This is a genomic window from Bradyrhizobium sp. 31Argb (assembly GCF_043638955.1).
Classification (GTDB): Bacteria; Pseudomonadota; Alphaproteobacteria; order Rhizobiales; family Xanthobacteraceae; genus Bradyrhizobium.
The window spans coordinates 1-23,046 of sequence record NZ_JBEGDB010000070.1 but is presented as its reverse complement, the minus strand read 5'-3'; the positions used below and the strand labels follow the sequence as shown (position 1 = coordinate 23,046).

Sequence of the window (23,046 nt, the reverse complement as noted above, 5' to 3'; positions counted from 1 at the left end):
TGGCTCCTCTTGTTGCAGTTTGTGTAGTCGGGATACTTGGGCTTGCGGCCGCGGTGCGCGGCTCTACCGCCGCTCCTTGATTTGACCGCTGCTGTCGACGACGATCTGGACTTCCTTGCCATCCTTGACGGCCTTCACGACGATGCCTTCGGCGGTCGATTTCATTTCACCGACCTGCGAATAGCCGGCGGACTCGAGCTTCGCGACGAGTTCCTGTTGCGTCAGGGCATAGGCAGGCGACAGCGCGCCCGTCATCATCAGGCAAAGGGCGGCGCCGGAGATCAGTCGTCTCATGGTCCTTGCTCCAAGGTTGTGCCTCCAGCCCGTTGTTCGCTGTTATCCCTGCCGGCCTCCGCACGTGGTCAGATGATGCCCGTCAGGCGCAACAGGACGCCGGCGATGCAGGACGCCGCGAGGACGACGAGCATCCCTATGTTGAAACGAAAGATCGCGGTGGCGGCCGCGATCGACAGCGCCAGCGCCGGCCAATCCACGCTGCGCAGCGCCGGCGCATCGAAGAAGAGGCCGAAGCCTTGCACCGGAAAAGTCTGCCGGAAGATCGTGTGCAGCGCGAACCAGATCGAGAGATTGAGGATGACGCCGACGACCGCGGCGGTGATCGCCGAGAGTGCGCCGGCGAGCGCCTTGTTGCCGCGCATGGTCTCGATGTAGGGAGCGCCGAGGAAGATCCAGAGGAAGCAGGGCGTGAACGTGACCCAGGTCGCGAGCAATCCTCCGAGCGTGCCCGCCAGCATCGGGGACAGCCCGCCTGCCTCACGGAATGCCGCCATGAAGCCGACGAACTGGACGACCATGATCAGCGGTCCCGGCGTCGTCTCGGCCATGCCGAGGCCGTCGAGCATCTCGCGAGGCTCGACCCAATGATAATAGTTGGCGGCCTGCTGCGCGACATAGGCCAGCACGGCATAGGCGCCGCCGAACGTCACCATCGCCATCTTGCTGAAGAAGATCGCGATCTGGCTGAAGACGTTTGACGGACCGAGGCCAATGAGCAGCGCGGCGACCGGAACCAGCCAGAGCGCGAGCCAGATGGCGCCGACGCGGAGCGCCCGGGACGCGCTGGGCCGAACGTGCTCCGGGACCATCTCGTCGAGTAGGCTGTCGAGCACGGCGGCATCCTTTCCGCCGTGCTCGATAGCAGCAAATTCCGGCCTGCCGAGCCGGGCGCCGATGTAGCCGATGACGCCGGCAGCCACGACGATCAAGGGAAACGGCGCGGCGAAGAAGAAGATCGCGACGAAGGCGATCGCCGCGATTGCGATCATGACCGGGTTGCGAAGGGGGCGCTTGCCGATCCGGACCACCGCCTGGATCACGATCGCGAGGACGGCCGCCTTGAGGCCGAAGAACAGCGCCTCGACGAAGCCGACATTGCCGTAGGCGGCGTAGATGTAGCTCAGCGCCATGATGGCAATGACGCCGGGCAGGATGAACAGACCTCCCGCCACGATCCCGCCGACGGTCCGATGCAGGAGCCAGCCGATATAGGTTGCAAGCTGCTGCGCCTCGGGTCCGGGCAGCAGCATGCAGTAATTGAGCGCATGCAGGAAGCGCGCTTCCGAAATCCAGTTCTTCTCCTCGACGAGGATGCGATGCATCACCGCGATCTGCCCGGCCGGGCCGCCGAAGCTCAAGATCGCGACGCGCAGCCAGACCGCGAGCGCGTCAGAAAAGGCGATGCCGTGCGCCTCCTCGCGCGAAGCGGCTTTCTGGCCTGCGGTGAGCGCGGTCATGGCTTCACCTTGCTGGTCGGCCAGTTATGGGTCTCCTTGGTCGCGTCGCGGCACCAGCGATAGAAGGCATCGTAGAGAAGAAGACCGGCGTTGAGCTGCTCGAGGTCGTCGTCGTACATGCGCGACAGGCCGAGCGAGACCGCGAGCAGGCCCGGCGCCTCCGGAGAAAGATCAAGGCGCGCGGTATCGGCCCCGCGCACCATGACGGCCAGCCGCTCCAGTGCGGGCGTTGACAGGCCGAACTCCTCCACCATCACGTCGAACGTGCAGAGTTCGCCGCGGTGGCTCCAGAACACGTTCTCGATGTCGAATGGCGTGGCGGCGAAGCGCTCGGCCACCGCGACGACTTCCGCAGGCGCGACGAACAGGAAGACCGCGGCCGGATCGACGAAACGACGGATCAGCCAGGGGCAGGCGATGCGATCGATCTTCGGCCGCGATCGCGTTACCCAGACGGTGCGCCCGCGCCCGTCATGCTGCGGAATCCTGTCGGCGGGCACGGTCGGCAGCTCCGCCTGTTTCCAGGCGAGATGGCCGCCTTCCAGGATCTCCGCCGCGATGCCGTTGTGGCGGAGCCAGGCGGCGGCGCCTTCGCTGAGTTTCTCGCCCTTGTTGCAGATGACGATGGCCGACCGTCCGGCCAGCTCTCGTGCCCAGTCGTTGGTATCGAGATGCGAGCGGCGGGTCGCGCCCGGGATCAGGCGCGGGTCCGCCGCGAAGTCGTCATCGAGGCGGACGTCGATCAGAACAGGCGCACCGGCGGTGCCGATCAGTCGCGAAAGCTTATCAGGGGAAATGGATGTGTATGAAGACATGCTGCGTCCCTCATCATTAAGGACGCGATACTTGGGCATGTCGCCTCGCGGGGAGATCGCCTAATCCCCGTAAAGCGAAATAAACTCCTTGCTGCCGGCCATGTCAATCGACGCCGCGATGCGTCGGCAATCCTGACGGATCGTTGATCGGATGGTTCCGATCGGTTCCGCGCTTCTCCCGTCAAAGCTATCTCTTGGCCGAGTTTGCGACAGGACAAGTTCGCGATGAAGAAACGGCCTGGTTGAACCGCCTTATCTCGACACTCAAACCCTCGGGTGCTAGGAACTTAGTCGGGTGGGCTGATGCGGCAGCGATTGCAAAGATTTCTTCCGATCGTTCTGATCGCGCTGGCGGTGCAGATTCTGGCGCCGATCGCGACCTGCTGGGCCGCGGCCATCGCCATTTCCGACCCGGTCGGCTTTGCTGAAATCTGTCACAGCGATTCAACTGCGTCGGCAGCGAGCGCCGATCGGGATACCAGCCAACGCGCGCATGGCATCGCTTGTCTAATTTGCTGCGCGGCTCAGGCAAATGCGTCATTTGATGCGCCGCAGGCCATCGCGTTCGCGACGCCATATCGGCAGTCGGTCCGGATGGTCTGGCACGCGCGCCGACAGACCCATGTAGCCTCCCGCGCAGGCTCCAATACGCAGGCGCGAGCACCGCCTTCCATTTCGTAAGGCGAGCCGGCGGCACCGCTTCGACAATCCATCGAAGCCCGACGCCTTTTCCTTCAACCAGCATGACCGTTCGATCGCTGTCCTCGACGGCGCGCGAAGGCATGTCCCGATTTCGTTTGCCTGTCCGGCCTGATCGCCGGGCAGGGGCGTCACCCTTATGCGCGGCGATGCTGCGCCACATCGAGTCCTATCATCATGAGCAAGCCTTCGTCCGGCCTCGGCCGATCCACTCTCTACCTGTCCAGTGCCCTCATTTCATCGGCGCTGACCGCCACCATCACACTGGCGCCGCCAGCCGTAACGAGCGTCGCTGCGCAGACGGCCCATACGCTTCCCCCGGTCGACGTTGCCGCACCGCATCGACGAAATTCCGTGCATCAACGATCGAACGCGCGCCGTCCGACGAGTCCCGCGGCGGCCCATCACCCGGAGGTAGCCCCGCGCCCGCTCGACTATCCGCCGCAGCTTGCGGGCAACGCAACCGTGACGGCGCGGACCGCGTTCGATCGGGGCCTGTCGACCAGCGATTCGGCTTCGCTCGTCACTGAATTGCCGGGAGGCGCAGTATGGGGCGCCGGCGGCGTATCGAGCTTGCCCGCGATCAACGGGTTCGGCGCCGACAGGATCCAGGTCGCGATCAACAGCATGTTGATCAGCCCCGCATGCCCAAACGAAATGAATCCGCCGCTGTCTTTCGTCAATCCCACCATGATCGCCAAGATGCGGGCCTATCTCGGCATCGCGCCGGTCAGCACGGGCGGCGACTACATCGGGGCGCGCATCGATGTCACCACCGCGCCTCCTGTGTTCGCGAATGACCCGTCCGGGTGGTTATCGACCGCAACCGTCTCAGGCTTCTTCCGCAGCAACGGCAATGCCTACGGCGTCGACGCCACCGCGACGCTCGCCAACCGCGACACCAGCGTCACCTACACCGGCGACTGGGTGCGCGCCGGCGACTACAAGGCGGGCGACGGCACCACGATCAAATCGACGCTCTATGAGACCCAGAACCACGCGCTCAGCATTTCCAAGCGCACCGTTGGCAACCTGTTCACGTTCCAGGTCGGCGGCCAGTTCATCCCCTATCAGGGCTACGTCAACCAGTACATGGACATGGTCTACAACCGTGGCCTGTACGCCAACGGCCGTTACGAAGGAGACTTCGACTGGGGCAAGCTCGAGGCCAGCGCCTTCGTCCATCAGATCCGGCACACGATGGGCTTCATTGCGCCGGACAAGACCGGCAACATGCCGATGGACACCGATGGTATCGATGGCGGATACGCCGTGAAAGCCACGTTTGCGGCATCCAACATCGACCTGCTGCGGGTCGGCAACGAGCTGACGCTCAACCGGATTGACGACTGGTGGAATCCCGTTGCCGGCTCGATGATGATGGGACCGAACACCTTCATCAACATCAATGGCGGCCAGCGGGACCGCGTCGGCACCTTCGCCGAATGGGAGCGGCACTGGGACCGCAACTGGACCACGATCGTCGGCTTGCGCAACGACGTCGTGTGGATGAACGCCGGCGACGTCCATGGCTACAATGCGATGATGTATGGCGCGGATGCCACCGCATTCAACGCCCAGGACCGGGCTCGGACCGACGTTCATTTCGACGGCTCCGCCCTGGTGCGCTATGAACCCGATCAGTCCAGCCATTACGAACTCGGCTTTGCGCGCAAGACGCGCTCGCCGAACCTCTACGAACGCTATGCCTGGTCGACCAACGCCATGGCCATGCAGATGATCGGGTGGTTCGGAGACGGCAATGGCTATGTTGGCAATCTGGACCTGAAGCCGGAAAAGGCGCACACGGTCAGCTTCACCGCCGGTTGGCACGATCCGGCGCACAAGATCTGGAGCTTCAGCGTCACCGCCTATGCGAGCTACGTCCAGGACTATATCGACGTCGATCGCTGCGTGACCGGCAGTTGCCTTGCAAACAATCCGGATAACCTCACGGCCAGCAGTGGCTTCGTCTATCTGCGTTTCGCCAACCACGACGCCACATTGTATGGCGTGAACCTCGAAGGCCGTCTCGCTTTGTGGGACAATGCGAGCTACGGCCGGGGCGAGCTGCGCGGAACGGTCGGCTATGTGCGTGGCCAGCGGCAGGACGGCATCGACCTCTACCACGTGATGCCGATCAACGCGAAGCTTGCGCTCGATCACGTCATTGGTGGCTGGACCAACGGCATCGAACTGCAGCTCGTTGGCTCCAAGGATCAGGTCAGCCAGGTTCACAACGAACTGACGACGCCTTCCTATGCGCTGGTCAATCTCCGCACCGGCTACCAATGGCAGCACGTCCGGATCGATCTCGGCGTCGACAATTTGTTCGATCAGACCTACTACCTGCCGCTCGGCGGCGCCGATCTGGTCGACTACAGGGTGGTCTCGATGATGGGGTCGTCGGCAGCCTACGGCTACAATGTCAAAGGGCCGGGGCGCTCGATCAACGGCCGATTGACGGTCAGTTTCTGAATCCTTGGCGAGGCCATCGGCGATGCGGCTTTCCGCGTCGCCGATGCGTTTCAGGGACGAACCGCCAGCGCACGTCTTGTTGACCGCCTCTCCCGATTGACGCCCCAGATTTGTGGTTCGATCCTGGTCTTGAACCCGGCAATGGAGCCGGGATGGAGGTCATGTGATGAGTCCGGCGAACGCAGTTTCTGGTCCCGTCGTAACTGCTGTTGCGCCCGCCGATATCGAGCGGGCCATTTCCGTTCTGGTGCTTGCCTTCAGCGCCGATCCGGTGACGCGTTGGGCCTATCCGGATCCGGATCAGTACCTCGCATCTTTCCCGGCGCTGGTGCGCGCATTCGGCGGCCGCGCCTTTGAGCAGGATACGGCGCGCTGTGCCGACGACTATGCAGGCGTGGCACTGTGGCTGCCGCCGGGCATCGAACCCGACGAGGCGGCGCTTGCAGCGACCATGCCGGCCGGGCGAGAGTCCGAGATGGCTGCCGTTTTCGAAGGGATGGCGGCCTATCATCCCAAGGAAGCTCATTGGTATCTGCCGCTGATCGGTGTCGATCCGGCGCATCGACGCAAGGGCCGTGGTGGGGCGCTGCTGGGGGACGCCGTTCGGCTGTTCGATCGGGATCATGTTGCGGCCTATCTCGAATCCACCAACCCGGCTAACATCCCGCTGCATCAGCGACATGGCTTCGAGGTCCTCGGCACGATCCAGGTCGGGGCATCGCCGCCGCTGTTCCCGATGCTGCGCCGGGCTCGCTGACGGCGTTGGCTTCGGCGGGACGGTTCCGCGCACGTTCGTCAACGTTCCATTTCGGGCCACGACTTCTCCCTCACCCCGAGGAAGGCCGCACAGCGGCCGTCTCGAGGGATGGGCTCCGGGTGAGATCGTGGCCTCATGGTTCTCAAGGCGATGCGAAGCATCGTCCGGAGACGCGCGAAGACGCGCTCCTCACCATGAGGGTCTCGCATCCGCGCCCGGCTGTTTCCGAACAAGAACAAAGAGTAGCTGCAGCGCACCAACCAAAGATTGAATTGTCCGATGACAGACCGGGGGAAGGAGATGTAGCCTCATGAAAAATCAAATGCACGGGAGGATGGCATGCCAGACGCAATGGTTGCAGCACGTGCTTCAGAGGCGACAAACGGCACGGCGCAACAGGTCGACGTCGCAGTGGTAGGGGCCGGGTTTGCGGGCCTCTATCTCTTACATCGGTTGTCCAAGGCCGGCTTCACCACGGTGGCGTTGGAGGAGGCCGGCGACGTCGGCGGCACCTGGTACTGGAACCGCTATCCCGGCGCCCGCTGCGACATTCAGACCATCGACTACAGCTACACATTCGATCCGGAACTGGAGCGCGCGTGGCAATGGTCGGAGAAATATGCGACCCAGCCTGAAATCCTGCGCTATCTCGGCTTCGTCGCCGATCGTTACGATCTCAGGCGCCATATCCGCTTTGGCACCAAGGTCACGGCGGCGACGTGGGATGAGGCTGCGGAGCGCTGGCTGCTCACGACGGACAATGGCGCGGCCGTCTCCTGCCGCTATTACATCATGGCCACGGGCTGTCTCTCCGCGCCCAAACCGCCGGAGATCGACGGGGTCAAGGAGTTCAAGGGCGACGTCTATTTCACCAGCCGCTGGCCGCATGAGGGCGTCAATCTCGCCGGCAAGCGCGTTGCCGTCATCGGCACGGGATCGTCGGGAATCCAGTCGATCCCGTTGATCGCGGAGCAGGCCGCACACCTCACGGTTTTCCAGCGCACGCCGAACTTCGCATTGCCCGCGCACAACGGCCCTCGGCCGGCGGATCGGCTTGCGATGCTGGAGGGCGACTGTGCCGGCTACCGAGAGCAGGCGCGCTGGTCGCTCACCGGCGTGCCCTATCCGCAGCAGACCGTCGTGAGCTGGCAATTGAGCGATGCCGAGCGGCGCGAGCGCTTCGAGCAGGCGTGGGCCGCCGGCGATCTCGTCCACATCCTCACCCAGCTCTGGGCCGACCAGGGCGTGGACGTCGATGGCAATGCGCTGGTCAGCGACCTGATCCGCGAAAAGATCCGCGCAGTCGTGAAGGATTCCGATACGGCCGAGGCGCTTACCCCGCACGATCATCCGTTCGGAGCCAAGCGTCCCTGTCTCGATACCAACTATTACGCCACCTACAACCGTCCCAACGTCACGCTGGTCAACCTGAGGCAGGAGCCGATCAAGGAGATCACGGCTTCCGGCATCACGACCGACACGCGCAGCTTCGATCTCGATGTGATCGTGTTCGCCACCGGCTTCGACGCCATGACCGGCGCCATCAAGGCCGTGCATCCGATCACGGGACGTCATGGAAAATCGCTGTCCGACGTCTGGGCTCAGGGACCGCAGACCTATCTCGGGTTGACCGTCGCAGAGTTTCCCAATCTGTTCATGATCACGGGTCCGGGCAGCCCGTCGGTGCTGTCGAACATGGCGGTGTCGATCGAGCAGCACATCGACTGGGTGGTCGACCGGCTGATCGCGCTGCGGGAGGCGGGCTTCACCACCATCGAGGCCACCGAGACGGCGCAGGCCGGCTGGACGCGGCACATGGTCGACTGCTCGATGGTCACGCTGCATCGGCTCGCCAATACCTGGTACACGGGCGCAAACGTTCCAGGCAAGGCGCGCGGCGTGATGCCCTATACCGGCGGCGTCGGCCCGTATCGCAGCATCTGCAGCGAGATCGTCAGCCGCGGCATGCTCGGCTTCAGGCTCACCGGCCCCAACGTTGCAGAGCAATGCAATGACGGCGAGGTCGTACGCCTGCAACCGGATGTGCGGCTCGTGCTCGGCATGCTCGCGGATATGAACTTGCCGCCGATCGAACAGCTCGGTGCCCAGGGCGCGCGCGACTTCCTCGACGAGTTCAACAAGGGCCGTCCCGCGGGCCGGCCGGTCGGCGAGATCGTCGACGGCACACTTCCCGGCAATGACGGTCCGCTGCCCTATCGTCTCTATCGGCCGGCGACGCCGGGACCGCATCCGATCGTGGTCTATTTCCATGGCGGCGGCTGGGTGCTGGGCGACGAGCAATCGGACGATCCGTTCTGCCGCGACATGTGCCGGCGAAGCGGAATGATCTTCGTCAGCGTCGGCTATCGGCATGCGCCATGGCACCGCTTCCCGACGGCGGCGGAGGACGGCTTTGCCGCGACACGCTGGATTGCCGAGCATGCGGCCGAGCTGGGCGGGACGGGACCCGTGCTGGTCGCCGGCTGGAGCGCCGGCGGCAACATCGCGGCCGTCACCTGCCAGCTCGCGCGCGATCGCGGCGGCCCTGAGATCGCGGGACAGCTCCTGCTGACCCCGGTTACCGACTGCACGTTCGATCGGCCGTCCTACGTCGACAATGCGACGGGCTACTTCGTGACGCGTTCGCTGATGTATTGGTTCTGGGACCTCTATTGCTCGCCCGGCGATCGGACCGATCCACGCGTCTCGCCGCTACGCGGCAAGCTCGAGGGTTTGCCACCAGCCTTCGTGGTGACCTGCGAGTTCGATCCGCTGCGTGACGAGGGCATGGCGTACGCCGAAGCGCTCGCTGCTGCCGGTGTGCCGGTCGAGCAGCTCAACGCCCGCGGCCATTTCCACTGTTCCTTCACCATGGTCGACGTCATCATCACCGGCGTCAGCGGGCGTGCGCGGATGGCCGAAGCCTTGCGACGGTTTGCCGGACTGGGTGACGAGAGGGTGGTGCCTATCGCTGTGGCCGCGGAGTAGGAGAACGTACAGGCTGTGAGCGAATTGTCTGTCGTCTGGCGTCATTCCGGGATGCGTGCGGAGCACGCAGGCCCGGAATCCATCGGGCTGCAGACGCAGGCGGAGAAATGGATTCCGGGTGCGCGCTTCGCGCGCCCCGGAATGACAGCGGAAAATCGCGAAATCCGTAGGATGGTTTTCGCTGCGCTCTACCCGTTCTACGCGTCATTCCCTGACGTCCGCCTTGAGGTGGCGAAGATGTCCCAACTCACCATGAAGATGGCGGCGATCAGTGGGCCGATGACGAAGCCGTTCAAACCGAAGACTTCGATGCCGCCCAGCGTGGAAATCAGCACGACGTAGTCGGGGAGCTTGGTGCCCTTGCCGACCAGGAATGGACGCAGGACATTGTCCACCAGGCCGATGACGAGCACGCCATAGGCAATCAGCCCGAGGCCCTGCCATATGGCGCCGGTTGCCAGGAAATAGATGGCAACGGGGATCCAGACCAGCCCGGCGCCGATCGCGGGCAGCAGCGACAGGAAGGCCATCAGCACGGCCCACAAGATCGGCGCGTGAACACCCAAGAACCAGAACGCCAGTCCGCCGAGCGCGCCCTGGGCCATCGCGACCAGCACGCCACCCTTGACGGTGGCGCGGACGACATCGGCGAAGCGCGTGAACAGCGCGGACTTCCGATCGGCCTCGAGAGGAACAGCCTCCCTGATCCGGTCCGCCACTGCCTTACCGTCGCGCAATAGGAAAAACAGAAGATACAGCATGATGCCCAGGCTGATCACGAAGTCGAATGTGTTCATCCCGATGCTGAGCGCCTGAGGCGCCAGAACCTGGCCGCCCTTCATGAGGCCGGACGTCAACGTTTCGCGCAGGGCCGAAAGATCGCCCAGGTTGAAGCGATCCAGCCAGCCGGTCGCCCACGCAGGCAGCGCATCGAAAACCCGCTGGACGTAGCCGGAGAAGTTGTACTCCCCGGACTGTATCTTTGCGTAGAGACCGGCAGCTTCCCGAGCCAGGGAGGTCGCGATGATCGCGAGCGGCAGCAGCACCATCGCGATGATAAGCAGGACCGTGATCGAGGCGGCGAGGGTCTCCCTTCCGCCCACCGATCTCAATATCCTCCGGTTGACCGGCGCAAAGATGACGGCCACCACGATGGCCCAGAGCACCGCGCCATAGAACGGCTGCAGGATCCAGGCGAACGCCAGGGTGACGACGAACAGCAGCAGCAGGAAACCTTGATCTTCAATCCGTCGCACAGTCCGTCCGCCTCTCTCGCTTGCAGCTTTGTATCTATCATACAACGAACGCGACGAGCGTAGCGTTGGTTGCAATCTTCTACTGTCATTCCGGGGCGCCGCGCTAGCGGCGAACCCGGAATCTCGAAATTGCGGCGCGAGATTCCGGGTTCGATGCTGCGCATCGCCCCAGAATGACGATGACTTGCGCACGGCGCCGCAGCCCGCGGCCATTCTCCCACAAGATGCCTCCGTCCCATTTGTCGGAGATGTCGCATCCTGCAAACGCCGGCATAGTCTCCTGGCGAAAAAGAAACGTGGAGGAAACATGACCGAGAGTACCGTTGAGACGATCGCGTCGGAAGTCGCGGAGGGTGAGGCGGTATCGCCCTGGAAAGTGTTCTGGGCGACCTGGTTTGGATGGATGCTCGATGGCTTCGACTCCTCCATGTACAGCTACATCCTGGTCGGCGCGCTCTCGGAATTGTTGCCGGCGAGCGGGATTGAGGCGAGCCACGCCAATATCGGCATCTATGGCGGCCTCCTGTTCTCGATCTTCATGCTCGGCTGGGCCTGTTCGATGGTTTGGGGCTGGGCGGCTGATCGTTATGGCCGCGTCCGGATCATGTGCTGGACGGTGCTGGTCTATTCGTTGTTCACGGCACTGTGCGGGCTTGCGACCGGCGTCGTCATGTTTGCTCTGTTTCGCTTCATGGCGGGCTTCGGCGTCGGCGGTGAATGGGCGGCGGGCACGCCGCTGCTGCAGGAATCCGTGCCCGAACACACAAGGGTGAGATTGGCCGGCTGGCTGCACACGGCAACGCCGACCGGGCTGTTTCTTGCGGCCGCCGTCACGCTGATCGGCGGAAGCCTGCTCGGTTGGCGCGGCATGTTCCTGCTCGGCATCCTGCCGGCGCTGTTGATCGCGTACCTGCGCAGCAACATTCCCGAGCCCGCCCGCAGCCGCGCGTCCAAGACGAAGACCTCCGTGGCGGAGCTGTTCTCGGGCGCGCAGGCGCGCACCACCTGGGCGGCCGCGCTGATGATGGCCTGCATCATCTTCGGCCTGTGGTCATCCAACTTCTGGGCGCCGACGGTTATCATTACCAAGCTCACCGCGGCGGGCGCGATGCCAGCCCATGCGCAGCAGATGGGCGCGGTGGCCGGTCTCATCACCAATGTCGGCACGCTGATCGGTTGCCTGCTGATGCCATGGATCACCGGATATCTCGCGAGCCGCCGCCGGACGGCGGTGCTGTTCTTCATGGGTTCGCTGATCTCGGTGGTGGCGAGCTACGAGATCGCCATCGCGCGTCTCGACAACTTCGCGCTGTTCCTGGTCCTGCTTCCCGTGCTCGGCTTCTTCACCAACGGTGTGTTTGGCCTGTTCACGATCTGGCTGCCGGAGATGTTTCCGACCGCGTTGCGGGGATCCGGCTCCGGCTTTGCCTTCAGCATGGGGCGTGTATTGGGCGCGGCCGGTCCGACCCTGATCGGCGCGCTCGCCGCGAAGACCGGGAGCTATCCGCTCGCGATCTCGCTGCTGTCGCTGATCTACGTGGTCGGCCTGCCCTTCATCGCGATGGCGCCCGAAACGGCGGGGAAGCCGCTGGCGAGGTGAGATCAGGCGCGCGCTCTCGTTCGCATCATTCGGCTGGTTCCGGAACGCGCGCCTTGCTCGCCGTCACCGGCGCTGCGGCGGGCGGTCGCGATTGGTCCCGATCCTCAGGAGGCAAGCCAAAGCCCTTGACGATGCCGAAAATCGCGGGGATCACGATCAGCGTCAGCAGCGTCGAGGAGACCATGCCGCCGATCATCGGCACTGCGATCCGCTGCATGATCTCTGAGCCGGTGCCGGTGCTCCACATGATCGGCAGCAGTCCGGCCATGATCGCAACCACCGTCATCATCTTCGGCCGGACGCGCTCGACTGCGCCTTCCATGATGGCGTCGCGGAGGTCGCTCCGGGTCAACATGCGTCCCTCGGCGGTGCGACGCTCCCTGATCTCGGCCAGCGCCTGGTTGAGATAAATCAGCATCACGACGCCGGTCTCGGCGGCGACGCCGGCGAGCGCGATGAAGCCGACCGCGACCGCGACCGAGAGGTTGAAGCCGAGCCGCCACATCAGCCAGAGGCCGCCGACCAGCGCAAACGGCAACGACAGCATCACGATGACGGTCTCGGCGACCGAGCGGAAGTTGAGGTAGAGCAGCAGGAAGATGATCAGGAGGGTCGCCGGTACGACGATCTTCAACCGCGCCATCGCGCGTTCGAGATATTCGTACTGGCCGCTCCAGATCACATAATAGCCTGCCGGAAACTGGATGCTCGCCTGCACCGCGCGCTGCGCGTCGGCGACGTAGCCGCCGAGGTCGCGGTCGCGGATGTCGACATAGATGTAGGTCGCAAGTTGTCCGTTCTCGGTCCGGATCGAGGTCGGCCCACGCGCCGGCTGGATCGTCGCGACCTCGCCGAGCGGCACCGCGCCTCCCGCCGGCATCGGCACCAGGATGTCGCTTCCGATCGCTTTCGGATTGTCGCGGAGATCGCGGGGATAGCGCATGTTGACGGTGAAGCGCTGCCGGCCCTCGACCGTCGTCGTCACCGTCTGCCCGCCCAGCGCGGTCGCGATCGTATCCTGCACGTCCTGGACCGACATGCCGTAACGCGCCAGCGCCGTGCGGTCCGGGGTGATTTCGAGATAATAGCCGCCGATGCCGCGCTCGGCATAGGCCGACGACGTCCCCGGCACGGCTTTGAGCACCTGCTCGATCTGCCTGGCGAGACGATCGATCTCGACCAGGTCGGTGCCAACAACTTTCACGCCGATCGGCGTGCGGATGCCGGTCGAGAGCATGTCGATGCGCGCCTTGATCGGCATGGTCCAGGCGTTGGAGACACCAGGGAATTGCAACGCTTTGTCCATCTCCGCGATCAGGCTGTCGACCGTGACGCCCACCCGCCACTGTTCCTTCGGCTTCAGGTTGACGATGGTCTCGAACATCTCGGTCGGCGCCGGGTCGGTCGCGGTCGCGGCGCGGCCAGCCTTGCCGTAGACCGATGAAACTTCGGGGAAGGAGCGGATGATGCGGTCCTGCATCTGCATCAGCTCGGCGGCTTTGGTCACGGAGATGCCGGGCAGCGTCGTCGGCATGTAGAGCAGGGTGCCTTCATTCAGGTTCGGCATGAATTCCGTCCCGAGCTGTCGCGCCGGCCAGACCGTCACAGCGAGGACGGCGAGCGCAAGCAGAACGACGAGCATCTTGGCGCGCAATACGCCCTTGATGACGGGTCGATAGATCCAGATCAGGAAGCGGTTGATCGGATTTTTGTGCTCCGGAACGATCTTGCCGCGGACGAAGATCACCATCAGCGCCGGCACCAGCGTGACCGACAGTAGCGCAGCGGCCGCCATCGCAAAGGTCTTGGTGAATGCGAGCGGGCTGAACAGCCGGCCCTCCTGGGATTCCAGCGTGAAGATCGGCATGAAGGAAACGGTGATGATCAACAGGCTGAAGAACAGCGCCGGACCCACTTCGGCGGCGGCGTCGATCAGGATCGAGACGCGCGACTGCCCGGGCCTGGCTCGCTCGAGATGCTTGTGGGCGTTCTCGATCATGACGATGGCGGCGTCCACCATGGCGCCGATCGCAATGGCGATGCCGCCGAGACTCATGATGTTGGAGCCGATGCCGAGCAGCTTCATCGCGCCGAATGCCATCAGCACGCCGACCGGCAGCATCAGGATCGCGACCAGCGCGCTGCGGACATGGAGCAGGAACACGATGCAGACAAGGGCGACGACGAGGCTCTCCTCCAGCAGCGTGTGCTTCAAGGTATCGATGGCGGCGTTGATCAGGTTCGAGCGGTCGTAGACCGGAACGATCTCGACCGATTTCGGCAGGCTGGTCGCGATCTCCTTGAAACTCTTCTTGACGTTCTCGATGACGTCGAGCGCGTTGACCCCGAAGCGCTGCAGCACGATGCCGCTGGCGACCTCGCCCTCGCCATTGAGCTCGGCGATGCCGCGCCGCTCGTCAGGGCCGATCTCGACGCGGGCGACGTCGCGCAGCAGCACCGGCGTGCCGTTATTGGTCTTGAGCACGATATTGCCGAGGTCGTTGACATCCTTGATGTAGCCCTTGCCGCGGATGACGTATTCGAATTCGGACAGCTCGACGGTGCGGCCGCCGACATCGGCATTGCTGGCGCGGATCGCCTCGCGCATCCTCTGCATAGTGATGCCGCGGTCGCGCATCCGCTGCGGATCGAGGATCACGTTGTACTGCCTGACGAAGCCGCCGATTCCAGCGACCTCCGCGACGCCCTCGGCCTTGGCGAGAGCGAATTTCAGATTCCAATCCTGAATCGTGCGGGTGTCGGCGAGGTTCAGCTCCTTCGACATCACCGCGTATTGGTAGACCCAGCCGACGCCCGTGGCGTCGGGTCCGATCGTCGGCGTCACGCCGGCCGGCAGGCGCGAGGCGGCGCCATTGAGGAATTCAAGCACGCGCGAGCGCGCCCAATAGATGTCGGTGCCGTCCTCGAAGATCACATAGACGAAGGAGACTCCGAAGAACGAGAAGCCGCGCACGACCTTCGACTTCGGCACCGTCAGCATCGCTGTCGTCAGCGGATAGGTGACCTGGTCCTCGATCACCTGCGGCGCCTGGCCCGGATATTCGGTGTAGACGATCACCTGCGTGTCGGAGAGATCGGGAATTGCATCGAGCGGCAAATGAAGGAGCGCATAGAGTCCGGCCGCCGCGGCGAAGCCGGTGCCGAACAGTACCAGCAACAGGTTGCGTGCCGACCAGGTGATAACGCGGGCGATCATGGCCGTTCTCCCATGCCGCTGGTTGACGATGTCTCCTGCGCGCTGCCCGCCTTGGAAAAGCCCTTCAGCGCCGCCTTGAGGTTGCTTTCGGCGTCGATCAGGAAATTGGCCGAGGTCACGACCATGTCGTCTTCGCTGATGCCTTGCGTGATCTCGACATAGCCGCCGCCGCGATGTCCGACCTCGACCTCGCGCGGCTCGAACCGGCCGCCGCCCTTGTCGATGATGACCGTCTGCCGGTTGCCGGTGTCGAGCACGGAGCTGTCGGGCACCGCGAGCACGGGATCCTGGCTACCGACCTCGATCTCCGCATCGACATACATGTCCGGAAGCAGCGCGAGGTCGGCATTGTCAAGCTCGATCCGGAGGCGGACCGTGCGGGTCTCGCGGTTCACCTGCGGATAGATCACGCTGACCTTGCCGGCGAAGATGCGGCCCGGAAAGCTGCGGGCGCGCACGGTGACGGGCTGGCCAACCGCCACGCCGCCGACATCGCGTTCCGCCACGTCGACGACCGCCCAAACGAGCGAGGTGTCGGCGACGCGGAACAGCACGTCGCCGGGCTGTGCGCGCATGCCCTCGATCGCATTGCGCTCCAGCACGATGCCGTCGCGCGGCGCCGACCATTCGATCACGATTGGCACAGCCTTGGTCTTTTCCATCGTCGCGATGGCGGACTCCGGCACGTCGAGATTCATCAGCCGCTGCCGGGAGCCCCGGCCATAGCTTTCGATCGTCGCCGTGGTCTTCGAGGTGATGGTTGCCAGATATTCGGCGGCGGCCGAGGAGACCGCGGGGCTGTAGATCTCCATCAGCGGCTGGCCTTTTGTCACCCGGCTGCCGGTGGTCACATCGGCGACCTTCTGCACATAGCTTTCGGCGCGCATGGCGATGACCGAGACGCGGCGCTCGTCGAGCTGGATCGTGCCCGGCGCGCGCACCAATGTGCTGACGATATGCAGCATCACCGGCTCGGACTTGACGCCGGTGCGCTGGATCCGGCCCGGCGACAGCCTGATAGAGCCGTCGTCGGTCTCCTCACCCTCGTAGACGGGGATGTAGTCCATCCCCATCGAGTCCTTCTTCGGTGCCGGCGAGGTATCCGGCAGCCCCATCGGGTTGCGGTAGTATTTGATCTTGCGGGTGTTCGCAGGCGTGCCGCTTTCGGCGGCGGCCGCGTACGACACGGTGTAGCCCGCGAGCTTCGACGGAAGTCTGTCGGCGAAAATGGCGAGACCCGCCGCTGCGAAACTCGCAGCGGCGGCGCCGATCACGATGGCGCGGGTCATTTCTGGGCCGTGACGACGAGCTTGTTTTCGACCGCGCCGGTTTCGCCCTGCACCTTGGCACCGAGCGAAAGCTGCCAGCGGCCGGCCATGCCCAGAGTGGCCTTGAACTTGTACAATCCTGGCTCGCCGCCGGGCACGGCGGTGACCTTGGTCGCCATCTCCTGCATGCCGTCGGGCGCCATATCCAGCCGCGTGGCGAAGATCACTGCGTCCGGCACCGGCTTGCCGGTCTTCTTGTTGACCAGCCGAACCGCGATGATCTTGTCCGCTCCCGCCTGGACGGTCTGATCGACCAGTTGGAATTCGTAGTCCTTGATCTCGGCCCGCGCGGTGCCGATCGTGCCCAGCATGGCCATGCCGATGAGCGCCGCCGATATGGCGCGCCTGTGGTTGAACGATTTCATTTTTCCATTCCTCGATTGCTTTGGTCTGCCGCTCGCGCAGCACGTCTCATCCGCGCGGCGTCGCAAGCCACGCGGCAGCGTCCGGCGCCGTGACGCCGGTCAGGCCAAAGTTCGAGGGGGATGGTCGGGAGGTGCGCGCGCCAGCCCGTCCGCGATGATGTCGTTGAGCGGACGTAGCTGTTCGTCGAGCTGCCGGTTCACTTCCACCATGCTGGTCGATGGGCCGGCCAGCAGGACCTGCATCATGCAGATCGCAACCAGCGGACAATCCTGGCAAGCGGGGCTCTTCTGCTTGTCCGGGCAGCAGGGCATGTCCGCCATATCCATATCTGCCATGTCATGATCATCCGCCATCGGCGCCATCTGCACACCGGCGGACGACAGCAAATGCTCCGCCGCGGCCGGAGTGGCGAGCGGCGCCAGGGTCAGGCTTGCCGTCACCAGCAGCGCGACCAGGAGCTTGAGCAGTTGGCGGATGTCCATGAGTCAAGTTTCGCACAGGTGGGCGGCCGGCGGAAGGGGCTCTCTTGCGCGCGAACACCGTCATTCCGGGATGCGCCGCCAGGCGCAGACCCGGAATCCATTGGGCCGCATGCGTCGTGGTGAGATGGATTCCGGGTTCTCGCTGCGCGAGCCCCGGAATGACGGCGTGGCGAGGGGGCGGCTCTGCATGCCCAATATTTCGCCAAAGCGCTTGACCGGAAGGCAATTCGCGACGAAGTTTGGCCTCGCCGTGGAAATTCCTTCTCAGATCAGCCCAAATCCTGACCATTTCATTCCCGATTCGCGCCGGGCATGGCTGCGGCTCGCTGTTGCCGTGGTGATCGGCTCGCTCGGCAGCGTGGGCATGTGGTCGGTGGTGGTGGCGCTGCCGGTGGTGCAGGGGGATTTCGGCGCCACGCGAGGGACCGCGTCGCTCGCCTTTACCCTCGTCATGATCGGCTTCGGCTCGGGCGGGGTCTTGACCGGCAAGATCACCGATCGCTACGGCATCGTCACCGCCATCGGGCTCGGCATCGGCATCCTCGGGCTCGGCTATATCGGCGCCGGCTACTCGCCGTCGATCTGGTCGTTCATCCTGTTTCATTTCGCGATCGGGCTGTCGTCATCGGCAACCTTCGGGCCGTTGATGGCGGAAGCCTCGCATTGGTTTGAGCGCTATCGCGGGCTCGCGGTCGCGATTGCCGCCAGCGGCAACTACGTCGGCGGCACGATCTGGCCGCCGCTGGTGAATCTCGGCATGCAGCAGTTCGGCTGGCGCACCACGCATGTCGCGATCGGCATCTTCACCGCGGTTGCGATGACGGTCGCGCTGTTCGTGCTGCGGCGCCTGACGGGCGCGGCGAGCCGGCGCAGCCATCTCAATGCGCCGCCGCCACGCGTCAATGTGCGGCTCTCCACCAACGCGCTGACGGCGATGCTCTCGCTGGCCGCGGTCGCCTGCTGCGTGGCGATGGCGATGCCGCAGGTGCATATCGTCGCCTATTGCGGCGATCTCGGCTATGGCGTCGCGCGCGGTGCCGAGATGCTGTCCCTCATGCTCGGCTTCGGCATCATCAGCCGCATCGGCTCGGGCTTCCTCGCCGACCGGATCGGCGGCATCCGCACGCTCCTGCTCGGCTCGGTCGCGCAGGGCACGGCGCTGCTGTTCTATTTGTTCTTCGACAGCCTGACCTCGCTCTACATCATCTCGGCGATGTTCGGCCTGTTCCAGGGCGGCATCGTGCCGAGCTACGCCATCATCATCCGCGAGGCGATGCCGGCCGCGGAGGCCGCCACCCGCGTCGGCATCGTGATCTTCGCCTCCGTACTCGGCATGTCGCTCGGCGGGTATATTTCCGGCGTGATCTTCGATGCCACCGGCTCCTACGCCGCCGCCTTCGCCAACGGGCTCGCCTGGAACGCGCTCAACGTCACGATCATGCTGACGCTGCTGATCCGCGCGCGGCAGCGGCTGGCGATGGCGTAAGCCTGACGTCTTTCCGGATTTGATCGAGCGCAAAGCGCGGCGTCGGCAATCCGCTAGCTTTTCTCCATCAACCACGGAGAAGAGCCATGACACTCGATACCATCCTGGTCGTCATCGGCGTGACGGCGATGTTCCTGACCATCGCGGCGGCCATCGCCTGGGGCGACAAGCAGACCCGCAATCTGTGAAGCCGTGCGGCAGCTTGCCGCGTTCAGAATGTCGGCGGGGTGCAGGCGCTGATCACGTCGCAGGGCTTGCCGCCGACGCAGCGGAAGCGATGCGGGCGGCGGCTTTCGAAATAATAGGCGTCGCCGGGATTGAGGATGCGGCGCTCGTCATCGACGGTCACCTCGAGCTTGCCCGAGACCACGATGCCGCCTTCCTCGCCGTCATGCACCAGCGGCACGCGGCCGGTATCGCTGCCGGGCTCATAGCGCTCTTTCAGGATCTGCAGGCTCCGGCCGAACAGATTGTCACCGACCTGGCGATAGGAGATCGGCTTCTTGCCGATCTCGGTCAGTTCGTCGGAGCGATAGAACACCTTGCGGCGGCGCTCCGGCTCGAGCGCGAAGAATTCCGCCAGTCCCATCGGAATGCCGTCGAGGATGCGCTTCAACGCGCCGACGGATGGGTTCATCTGGTTGGACTCGATCAGCGAGATCGTCGAATTGGTGACGCCGGACCGCTTGGCGAGTTCGCGCTGCGACAGCTTCTGCTGCGCGCGAATGAATCGCAGCCGTCCACCGATATCGACGCTCATGGGAGAAGTCCTGTTGCAGGTGTTGCGGATCGCGCAAATATGCCGCGTCCGCCCCAATGAGATCAATGGGTTGCAGCAGGGCAGAAAAGGACTTGTTGCGCGTTTCGGAGCGTGTTCGGCTGCTGGTGTCAGCAGTGGAGCGACGCCGTGACCGTTCATCAGATTCCGAACACCATCAAGCTCGATTCGTTCTGGATGCCGTTCACGGCCAACCGGCAGTTCAAGGAGACGCCGCGGCTGTTCGCCTCCGCCGAGGGCATGTATTACACGAGCGTCGACGGGCGGAAGGTGATCGACGGCTCGGCCGGGCTCTGGTGCGTCAATGCCGGCCACGGCCGCAAGCAGATCGCCGCAGCGGTCGAGCGGCAATTGATGACGCTGGATTTCGCGCCGTCGTTCCAGATGGGCCATCCGATCGCGTTCGATTTCGCCGAGCGCCTGGCGGCGATCGCCCCGAAGGGATTGGATCGCGTCTTCTTCACCAATTCGGGCTCAGAGTCGGTCGATACCGCGCTGAAGATCGCGCTCGCCTATCACCGCGCCGCCGGCCAGCCGACCCGCACGCGCCTGATCGGCCGCGAGCGTGGCTATCACGGCGTCGGTTTTGGCGGCATGTCGGTCGGCGGCATGGTGGCCAACCGCCGCGCGTTTGCGACCCATCTGCCCGGCGTCGACCATATCCGCCATACCCATGATCTCGCCCGCAACGCGTTTGCCAAGGATCAGCCGCTTCATGGCGCTGAACTCGCCGACGACGTCGAGCGGCTGGTGGCGCTGCATGGCGCCGAGACCATTGCTGCCGTGATCGTCGAGCCGGTGCCGGGCTCGACTGCGGTGCTGCCGCCGCCGCAAGGCTATCTGCAGCGGCTGCGCGAATTGTGCGACAAGCACGGCATCCTCCTGATCTTCGACGAAGTTATCACCGGCTTCGGCCGACTCGGCACGCCGTTCGCGTCGCAGTTCTTCGGCGTGACGCCCGACCTGATGACGACCGCGAAGGGCATCACCAACGGCACCGTTCCCTGCGGCGCGGTGTTCGCCAGCCGCAAGATCTACGACGGGCTGATGACCGGGCCGGAAAGCCAGATCGAGCTGTTCCACGGCTACACGTATTCCGCGCATCCGGTGGCCTGTGCCGCCGGCCTTGCGACGCTCGACATCTACAAGGACGAAGGCTTGCTGACGCGCGGTGCTTCGCTCGCCGAGTACTGGCGCGATGCGCTGCATCAGCTCAAGGGCCTTCCGAACGTGATCGATATCCGCGACATTGGCCTGATGGGCGCTGTCGAAGTCGCTCCGCGCGACGGCGCGGTCGGCGCGCGCGGCTACGACCTGATGGTCGATTGTTTCAATCATGGCCTCTATTTGCGCCAGAGCGGCGACTCCGTTGCGATGTCGCCGCCTTTGATTGTCGAGCGCAGCCATATCGACGACATGGTGTCGATCCTCGGCGACGCCATCAAGCGAGTGGCCTGACCCTTGCTCCAGCCGTTGCGGAGATTATTTGCAGCGGCAAGTCATGCCGCGGCGGGAGCCTGAAAAGCGTGAAAGTCATTATCCTCGGCAGCGGCGTCATCGGCGTCACGTCGGCCTTTTATCTCGCGCGTGCCGGCCATGAGGTGACGGTTGTCGACCGGCAGCCGAAGCCTGCGCTGGAAACCTCCTTTGCCAATGCCGGCGAGGTCTCGCCTGGCTACTCTTCGCCCTGGGCCGGCCCTGGCGTGCCGATCAAGGCTATCAAATGGCTGTTGATGAAGCACGGTCCGCTGGTGGTCCGGCCGAAGCCAGATCCCGCGATGTGGATCTGGCTGTTGAAGATGCTGCGCAACTGCACCGCGGAGCGCTACGCGGTGAACAAGAGCCGGATGATCCCGATCGCGGAATATAGCCGCGACTGCCTGCGCGCGTTGCGCAACGAAATCGGCATCCGCTATGACGAGCGCTCCCGCGGCACGCTGCAATTGTTCCGCTACGCCTCCCAGCTCGACCACACCGCCGGCGACATCGCGGTGCTCAAGCAATATGGCGTTCCTTTCGAGGTGCTCGATCGCGAGGGCTGCATTGCCGTCGAGCCGGCGCTATCAGCCGTGAAGGACAGGATCGCCGGCGGGCTGCGGCTGCCGCAGGACGAGACCGGCGATTGCCACATGTTCACGCAGGCGCTGGCGGTTGAGGCGGAAAAGCTCGGCGTGCGTTTCGAATTCAACGTCGCCATCGATGGCGTGATCGCGGATGCCTCGCGCGTCACCGGCGTTGCGACCAGCAAGGGCGTGCTGCAGGCCGACGCCTATGTCGTCGCGCTCGGAAGCTGGTCGCCGCGCCTGCTCAGGCCGCTCGGCATTTCGCTGCCGGTCTATCCGGTGAAGGGCTATTCGATCACGGTGCCGATCGTGGATGCCAGCGGTGCGCCGGAATCGACTGTTATGGACGAGAGCTACAAGGTCGCAATCACCCGGCTCGGCGACCGCATCCGCGTCGGCGGCACCGCGGAGATATCAGGCTATTCCGACAAGCTCTATGCCGCGCGTCGCGCGACGCTCGATCATTCGGTGACGGATCTGTTTCCGCGCGGTGGCGATCTTGCCAAGGCGACGTTCTGGAGCGGCTTGCGGCCGATGACGCCTGACGGACCGCCGGTGATCGGCGCGACAAGGTACGGCAATCTCCATCTCAACAGCGGCCATGGCACGCTCGGCTGGACCATGGCCTGCGGGTCGGGCAGGGTGCTTGCGGACCTCTTGTCCGGACGCAAGCCGGAGATCGATGTGAGCGAGCTGTCGATCGCGCGCTACGATCACCGGTTCGGGTGAGTTGCTCGCTGCCGTAGGGTGGGCAAAGCGACTTGCGTGCCGTGACCCGTCCACGAACGACGGCGGAAGCGTGCCCACCATTCACGAGCGGAGTGCCTGATGGTGGGCACGGCGCTGTGCGCCTTTGCCCACCCTACGCCTGTGTCATTGCGAGCGCAGCGAAGCGATCCATAGCGGTGTGCCGAGTATGAACGACAGCTTGGAGGTGGAAGTCCTCTATCCAGCCTGATGACGGCGAAGGATTAGCGAA

General features: G+C 64.4%; 17 protein-coding genes. 8 read left to right on the top strand and 9 right to left on the bottom strand.

The window, feature by feature from the left end:
* Window positions 1-63 precede the first annotated feature (63 nt).
* From AAFX91_RS16145 to AAFX91_RS16135, 3 genes are all read right to left on the bottom strand, one after another.
* Entirely contained in the window at window positions 64-294 is a 231-nt protein-coding gene (locus AAFX91_RS16145) for a PepSY domain-containing protein (protein WP_130581167.1), read from the bottom strand.
* 68 nt (window positions 295-362) lie between these two features.
* Window positions 363-1,754, bottom strand: a complete 1,392-nt coding sequence (gene chrA, locus AAFX91_RS16140) for a chromate efflux transporter (protein ID WP_394567108.1) — start codon at window positions 1,752-1,754, stop codon at window positions 363-365.
* Window positions 1,751-2,569 (bottom strand): chromate resistance protein ChrB domain-containing protein, encoded by an 819-nt coding sequence (locus AAFX91_RS16135; RefSeq protein ID WP_394567107.1) that lies wholly within the window; start codon window positions 2,567-2,569, stop codon window positions 1,751-1,753. Before AAFX91_RS16135 ends, chrA begins: the two co-directional genes overlap by 4 nt.
* Window positions 2,570-2,872: 303 nt before the next feature.
* Between AAFX91_RS16135 and AAFX91_RS16130 the strand changes: the two genes are divergently transcribed.
* The 4 genes from AAFX91_RS16130 to AAFX91_RS16115 all read left to right on the top strand — a co-directional run bounded on the left by AAFX91_RS16130 (window position 2,873) and on the right by AAFX91_RS16115 (window position 9,491).
* Window positions 2,873-3,250: a DUF2946 family protein gene (locus tag AAFX91_RS16130; protein ID WP_130581170.1), complete on the top strand. Its 378-nt coding sequence runs from the start codon at window positions 2,873-2,875 to the stop codon at window positions 3,248-3,250.
* Between the two features lie 195 nt (window positions 3,251-3,445).
* Window positions 3,446-5,746: a TonB-dependent receptor gene (locus tag AAFX91_RS16125; protein ID WP_394567106.1), complete on the top strand. Its 2,301-nt coding sequence runs from the start codon at window positions 3,446-3,448 to the stop codon at window positions 5,744-5,746.
* Window positions 5,747-5,912: 166 nt separating this feature from the next.
* Entirely contained in the window at window positions 5,913-6,503 is a 591-nt protein-coding gene (locus AAFX91_RS16120) for a GNAT family N-acetyltransferase (RefSeq protein WP_394567105.1), read from the top strand.
* 339 nt (window positions 6,504-6,842) lie between these two features.
* The gene (locus tag AAFX91_RS16115) at window positions 6,843-9,491 is read left to right on the top strand and encodes an alpha/beta hydrolase fold domain-containing protein (protein ID WP_394567104.1); all 2,649 of its coding nucleotides are present in this window, start codon (window positions 6,843-6,845) and stop codon (window positions 9,489-9,491) included.
* 197 nt (window positions 9,492-9,688) lie between these two features.
* On the opposite strand, the gene AAFX91_RS16110 is transcribed toward AAFX91_RS16115, so the two are convergent.
* Window positions 9,689-10,747 (bottom strand): AI-2E family transporter, encoded by a 1,059-nt coding sequence (locus tag AAFX91_RS16110; RefSeq protein WP_130581175.1) that lies wholly within the window; start codon window positions 10,745-10,747, stop codon window positions 9,689-9,691.
* Window positions 10,748-11,054: 307 nt separating this feature from the next.
* Here AAFX91_RS16110 and AAFX91_RS16105 point away from each other — a divergent pair, with 307 nt between their 5' ends.
* Window positions 11,055-12,347 carry an MFS transporter gene (locus AAFX91_RS16105; RefSeq protein WP_394567103.1) on the top strand — a complete coding sequence of 431 codons (1,293 nt, stop codon included), beginning with the start codon at window positions 11,055-11,057 and terminating at the stop codon, window positions 12,345-12,347.
* 25 nt (window positions 12,348-12,372) lie between these two features.
* Here the strand turns inward: AAFX91_RS16105 and AAFX91_RS16100 are convergent, their stop codons facing one another.
* From AAFX91_RS16100 to AAFX91_RS16085, 4 genes are all read right to left on the bottom strand, one after another.
* Window positions 12,373-15,564: an efflux RND transporter permease subunit gene (locus AAFX91_RS16100; protein ID WP_394567102.1), complete on the bottom strand. Its 3,192-nt coding sequence runs from the start codon at window positions 15,562-15,564 to the stop codon at window positions 12,373-12,375.
* The gene (locus tag AAFX91_RS16095) at window positions 15,561-16,853 is read right to left on the bottom strand and encodes an efflux RND transporter periplasmic adaptor subunit (RefSeq protein WP_394567101.1); all 1,293 of its coding nucleotides are present in this window, start codon (window positions 16,851-16,853) and stop codon (window positions 15,561-15,563) included. The genes AAFX91_RS16100 and AAFX91_RS16095 overlap by 4 nt, the downstream gene beginning before the upstream one ends.
* Complete coding sequence (locus tag AAFX91_RS16090; RefSeq protein WP_394567100.1) at window positions 16,850-17,257, bottom strand: FixH family protein; 408 nt, start codon at window positions 17,255-17,257, stop codon at window positions 16,850-16,852. The genes AAFX91_RS16095 and AAFX91_RS16090 overlap by 4 nt, the downstream gene beginning before the upstream one ends.
* A 99-nt stretch (window positions 17,258-17,356) precedes the next feature.
* Complete coding sequence (locus AAFX91_RS16085; protein WP_394567099.1) at window positions 17,357-17,740, bottom strand: hypothetical protein; 384 nt, start codon at window positions 17,738-17,740, stop codon at window positions 17,357-17,359.
* Between the two features lie 187 nt (window positions 17,741-17,927).
* Here AAFX91_RS16085 and AAFX91_RS16080 point away from each other — a divergent pair, with 187 nt between their 5' ends.
* Entirely contained in the window at window positions 17,928-19,226 is a 1,299-nt protein-coding gene (locus AAFX91_RS16080) for an MFS transporter (protein ID WP_394567098.1), read from the top strand.
* 211 nt (window positions 19,227-19,437) lie between these two features.
* On the opposite strand, the gene AAFX91_RS16075 is transcribed toward AAFX91_RS16080, so the two are convergent.
* Entirely contained in the window at window positions 19,438-19,986 is a 549-nt protein-coding gene (locus AAFX91_RS16075) for a cupin domain-containing protein (protein WP_130578490.1), read from the bottom strand.
* A 147-nt stretch (window positions 19,987-20,133) separates the two neighbouring features.
* Between AAFX91_RS16075 and AAFX91_RS16070 the strand changes: the two genes are divergently transcribed.
* Both AAFX91_RS16070 and AAFX91_RS16065 read left to right on the top strand, forming a co-directional pair.
* Window positions 20,134-21,462 (top strand): aspartate aminotransferase family protein, encoded by a 1,329-nt coding sequence (locus AAFX91_RS16070; protein WP_130578489.1) that lies wholly within the window; start codon window positions 20,134-20,136, stop codon window positions 21,460-21,462.
* A 68-nt stretch (window positions 21,463-21,530) separates the two neighbouring features.
* On the top strand, window positions 21,531-22,796 hold the full coding sequence (locus AAFX91_RS16065) for a D-amino acid dehydrogenase (protein ID WP_394567097.1): 1,266 nt from the start codon (window positions 21,531-21,533) through the stop codon (window positions 22,794-22,796).
* The last annotated feature ends 250 nt before the right edge of the window (window positions 22,797-23,046 follow it).

What these genes read in the sequence shown, in the direction of transcription:
- AAFX91_RS16145 (WP_130581167.1), bottom strand. Translation starts at nt 294, where the DNA reads ATGAGACGACTGATCTCCGGCGCCGCCCTTTGCCTGATGATGACGGGC.
- chrA (WP_394567108.1), bottom strand. Translation starts at nt 1,754, where the DNA reads ATGACCGCGCTCACCGCAGGCCAGAAAGCCGCTTCGCGCGAGGAGGCG.
- AAFX91_RS16135 (WP_394567107.1), bottom strand. Translation starts at nt 2,569, where the DNA reads ATGTCTTCATACACATCCATTTCCCCTGATAAGCTTTCGCGACTGATC.
- AAFX91_RS16130 (WP_130581170.1), top strand. Translation starts at nt 2,873, where the DNA reads ATGCGGCAGCGATTGCAAAGATTTCTTCCGATCGTTCTGATCGCGCTG.
- AAFX91_RS16125 (WP_394567106.1), top strand. Translation starts at nt 3,446, where the DNA reads ATGAGCAAGCCTTCGTCCGGCCTCGGCCGATCCACTCTCTACCTGTCC.
- AAFX91_RS16120 (WP_394567105.1), top strand. Translation starts at nt 5,913, where the DNA reads ATGAGTCCGGCGAACGCAGTTTCTGGTCCCGTCGTAACTGCTGTTGCG.
- AAFX91_RS16115 (WP_394567104.1), top strand. Translation starts at nt 6,843, where the DNA reads ATGCCAGACGCAATGGTTGCAGCACGTGCTTCAGAGGCGACAAACGGC.
- AAFX91_RS16105 (WP_394567103.1), top strand. Translation starts at nt 11,055, where the DNA reads ATGACCGAGAGTACCGTTGAGACGATCGCGTCGGAAGTCGCGGAGGGT.
- AAFX91_RS16100 (WP_394567102.1), bottom strand. Translation starts at nt 15,564, where the DNA reads ATGATCGCCCGCGTTATCACCTGGTCGGCACGCAACCTGTTGCTGGTA.
- AAFX91_RS16095 (WP_394567101.1), bottom strand. Translation starts at nt 16,853, where the DNA reads ATGACCCGCGCCATCGTGATCGGCGCCGCCGCTGCGAGTTTCGCAGCG.
- AAFX91_RS16090 (WP_394567100.1), bottom strand. Translation starts at nt 17,257, where the DNA reads ATGAAATCGTTCAACCACAGGCGCGCCATATCGGCGGCGCTCATCGGC.
- AAFX91_RS16085 (WP_394567099.1), bottom strand. Translation starts at nt 17,740, where the DNA reads ATGGACATCCGCCAACTGCTCAAGCTCCTGGTCGCGCTGCTGGTGACG.
- AAFX91_RS16080 (WP_394567098.1), top strand. Translation starts at nt 17,928, where the DNA reads ATGCCCAATATTTCGCCAAAGCGCTTGACCGGAAGGCAATTCGCGACG.
- AAFX91_RS16075 (WP_130578490.1), bottom strand. Translation starts at nt 19,986, where the DNA reads ATGAGCGTCGATATCGGTGGACGGCTGCGATTCATTCGCGCGCAGCAG.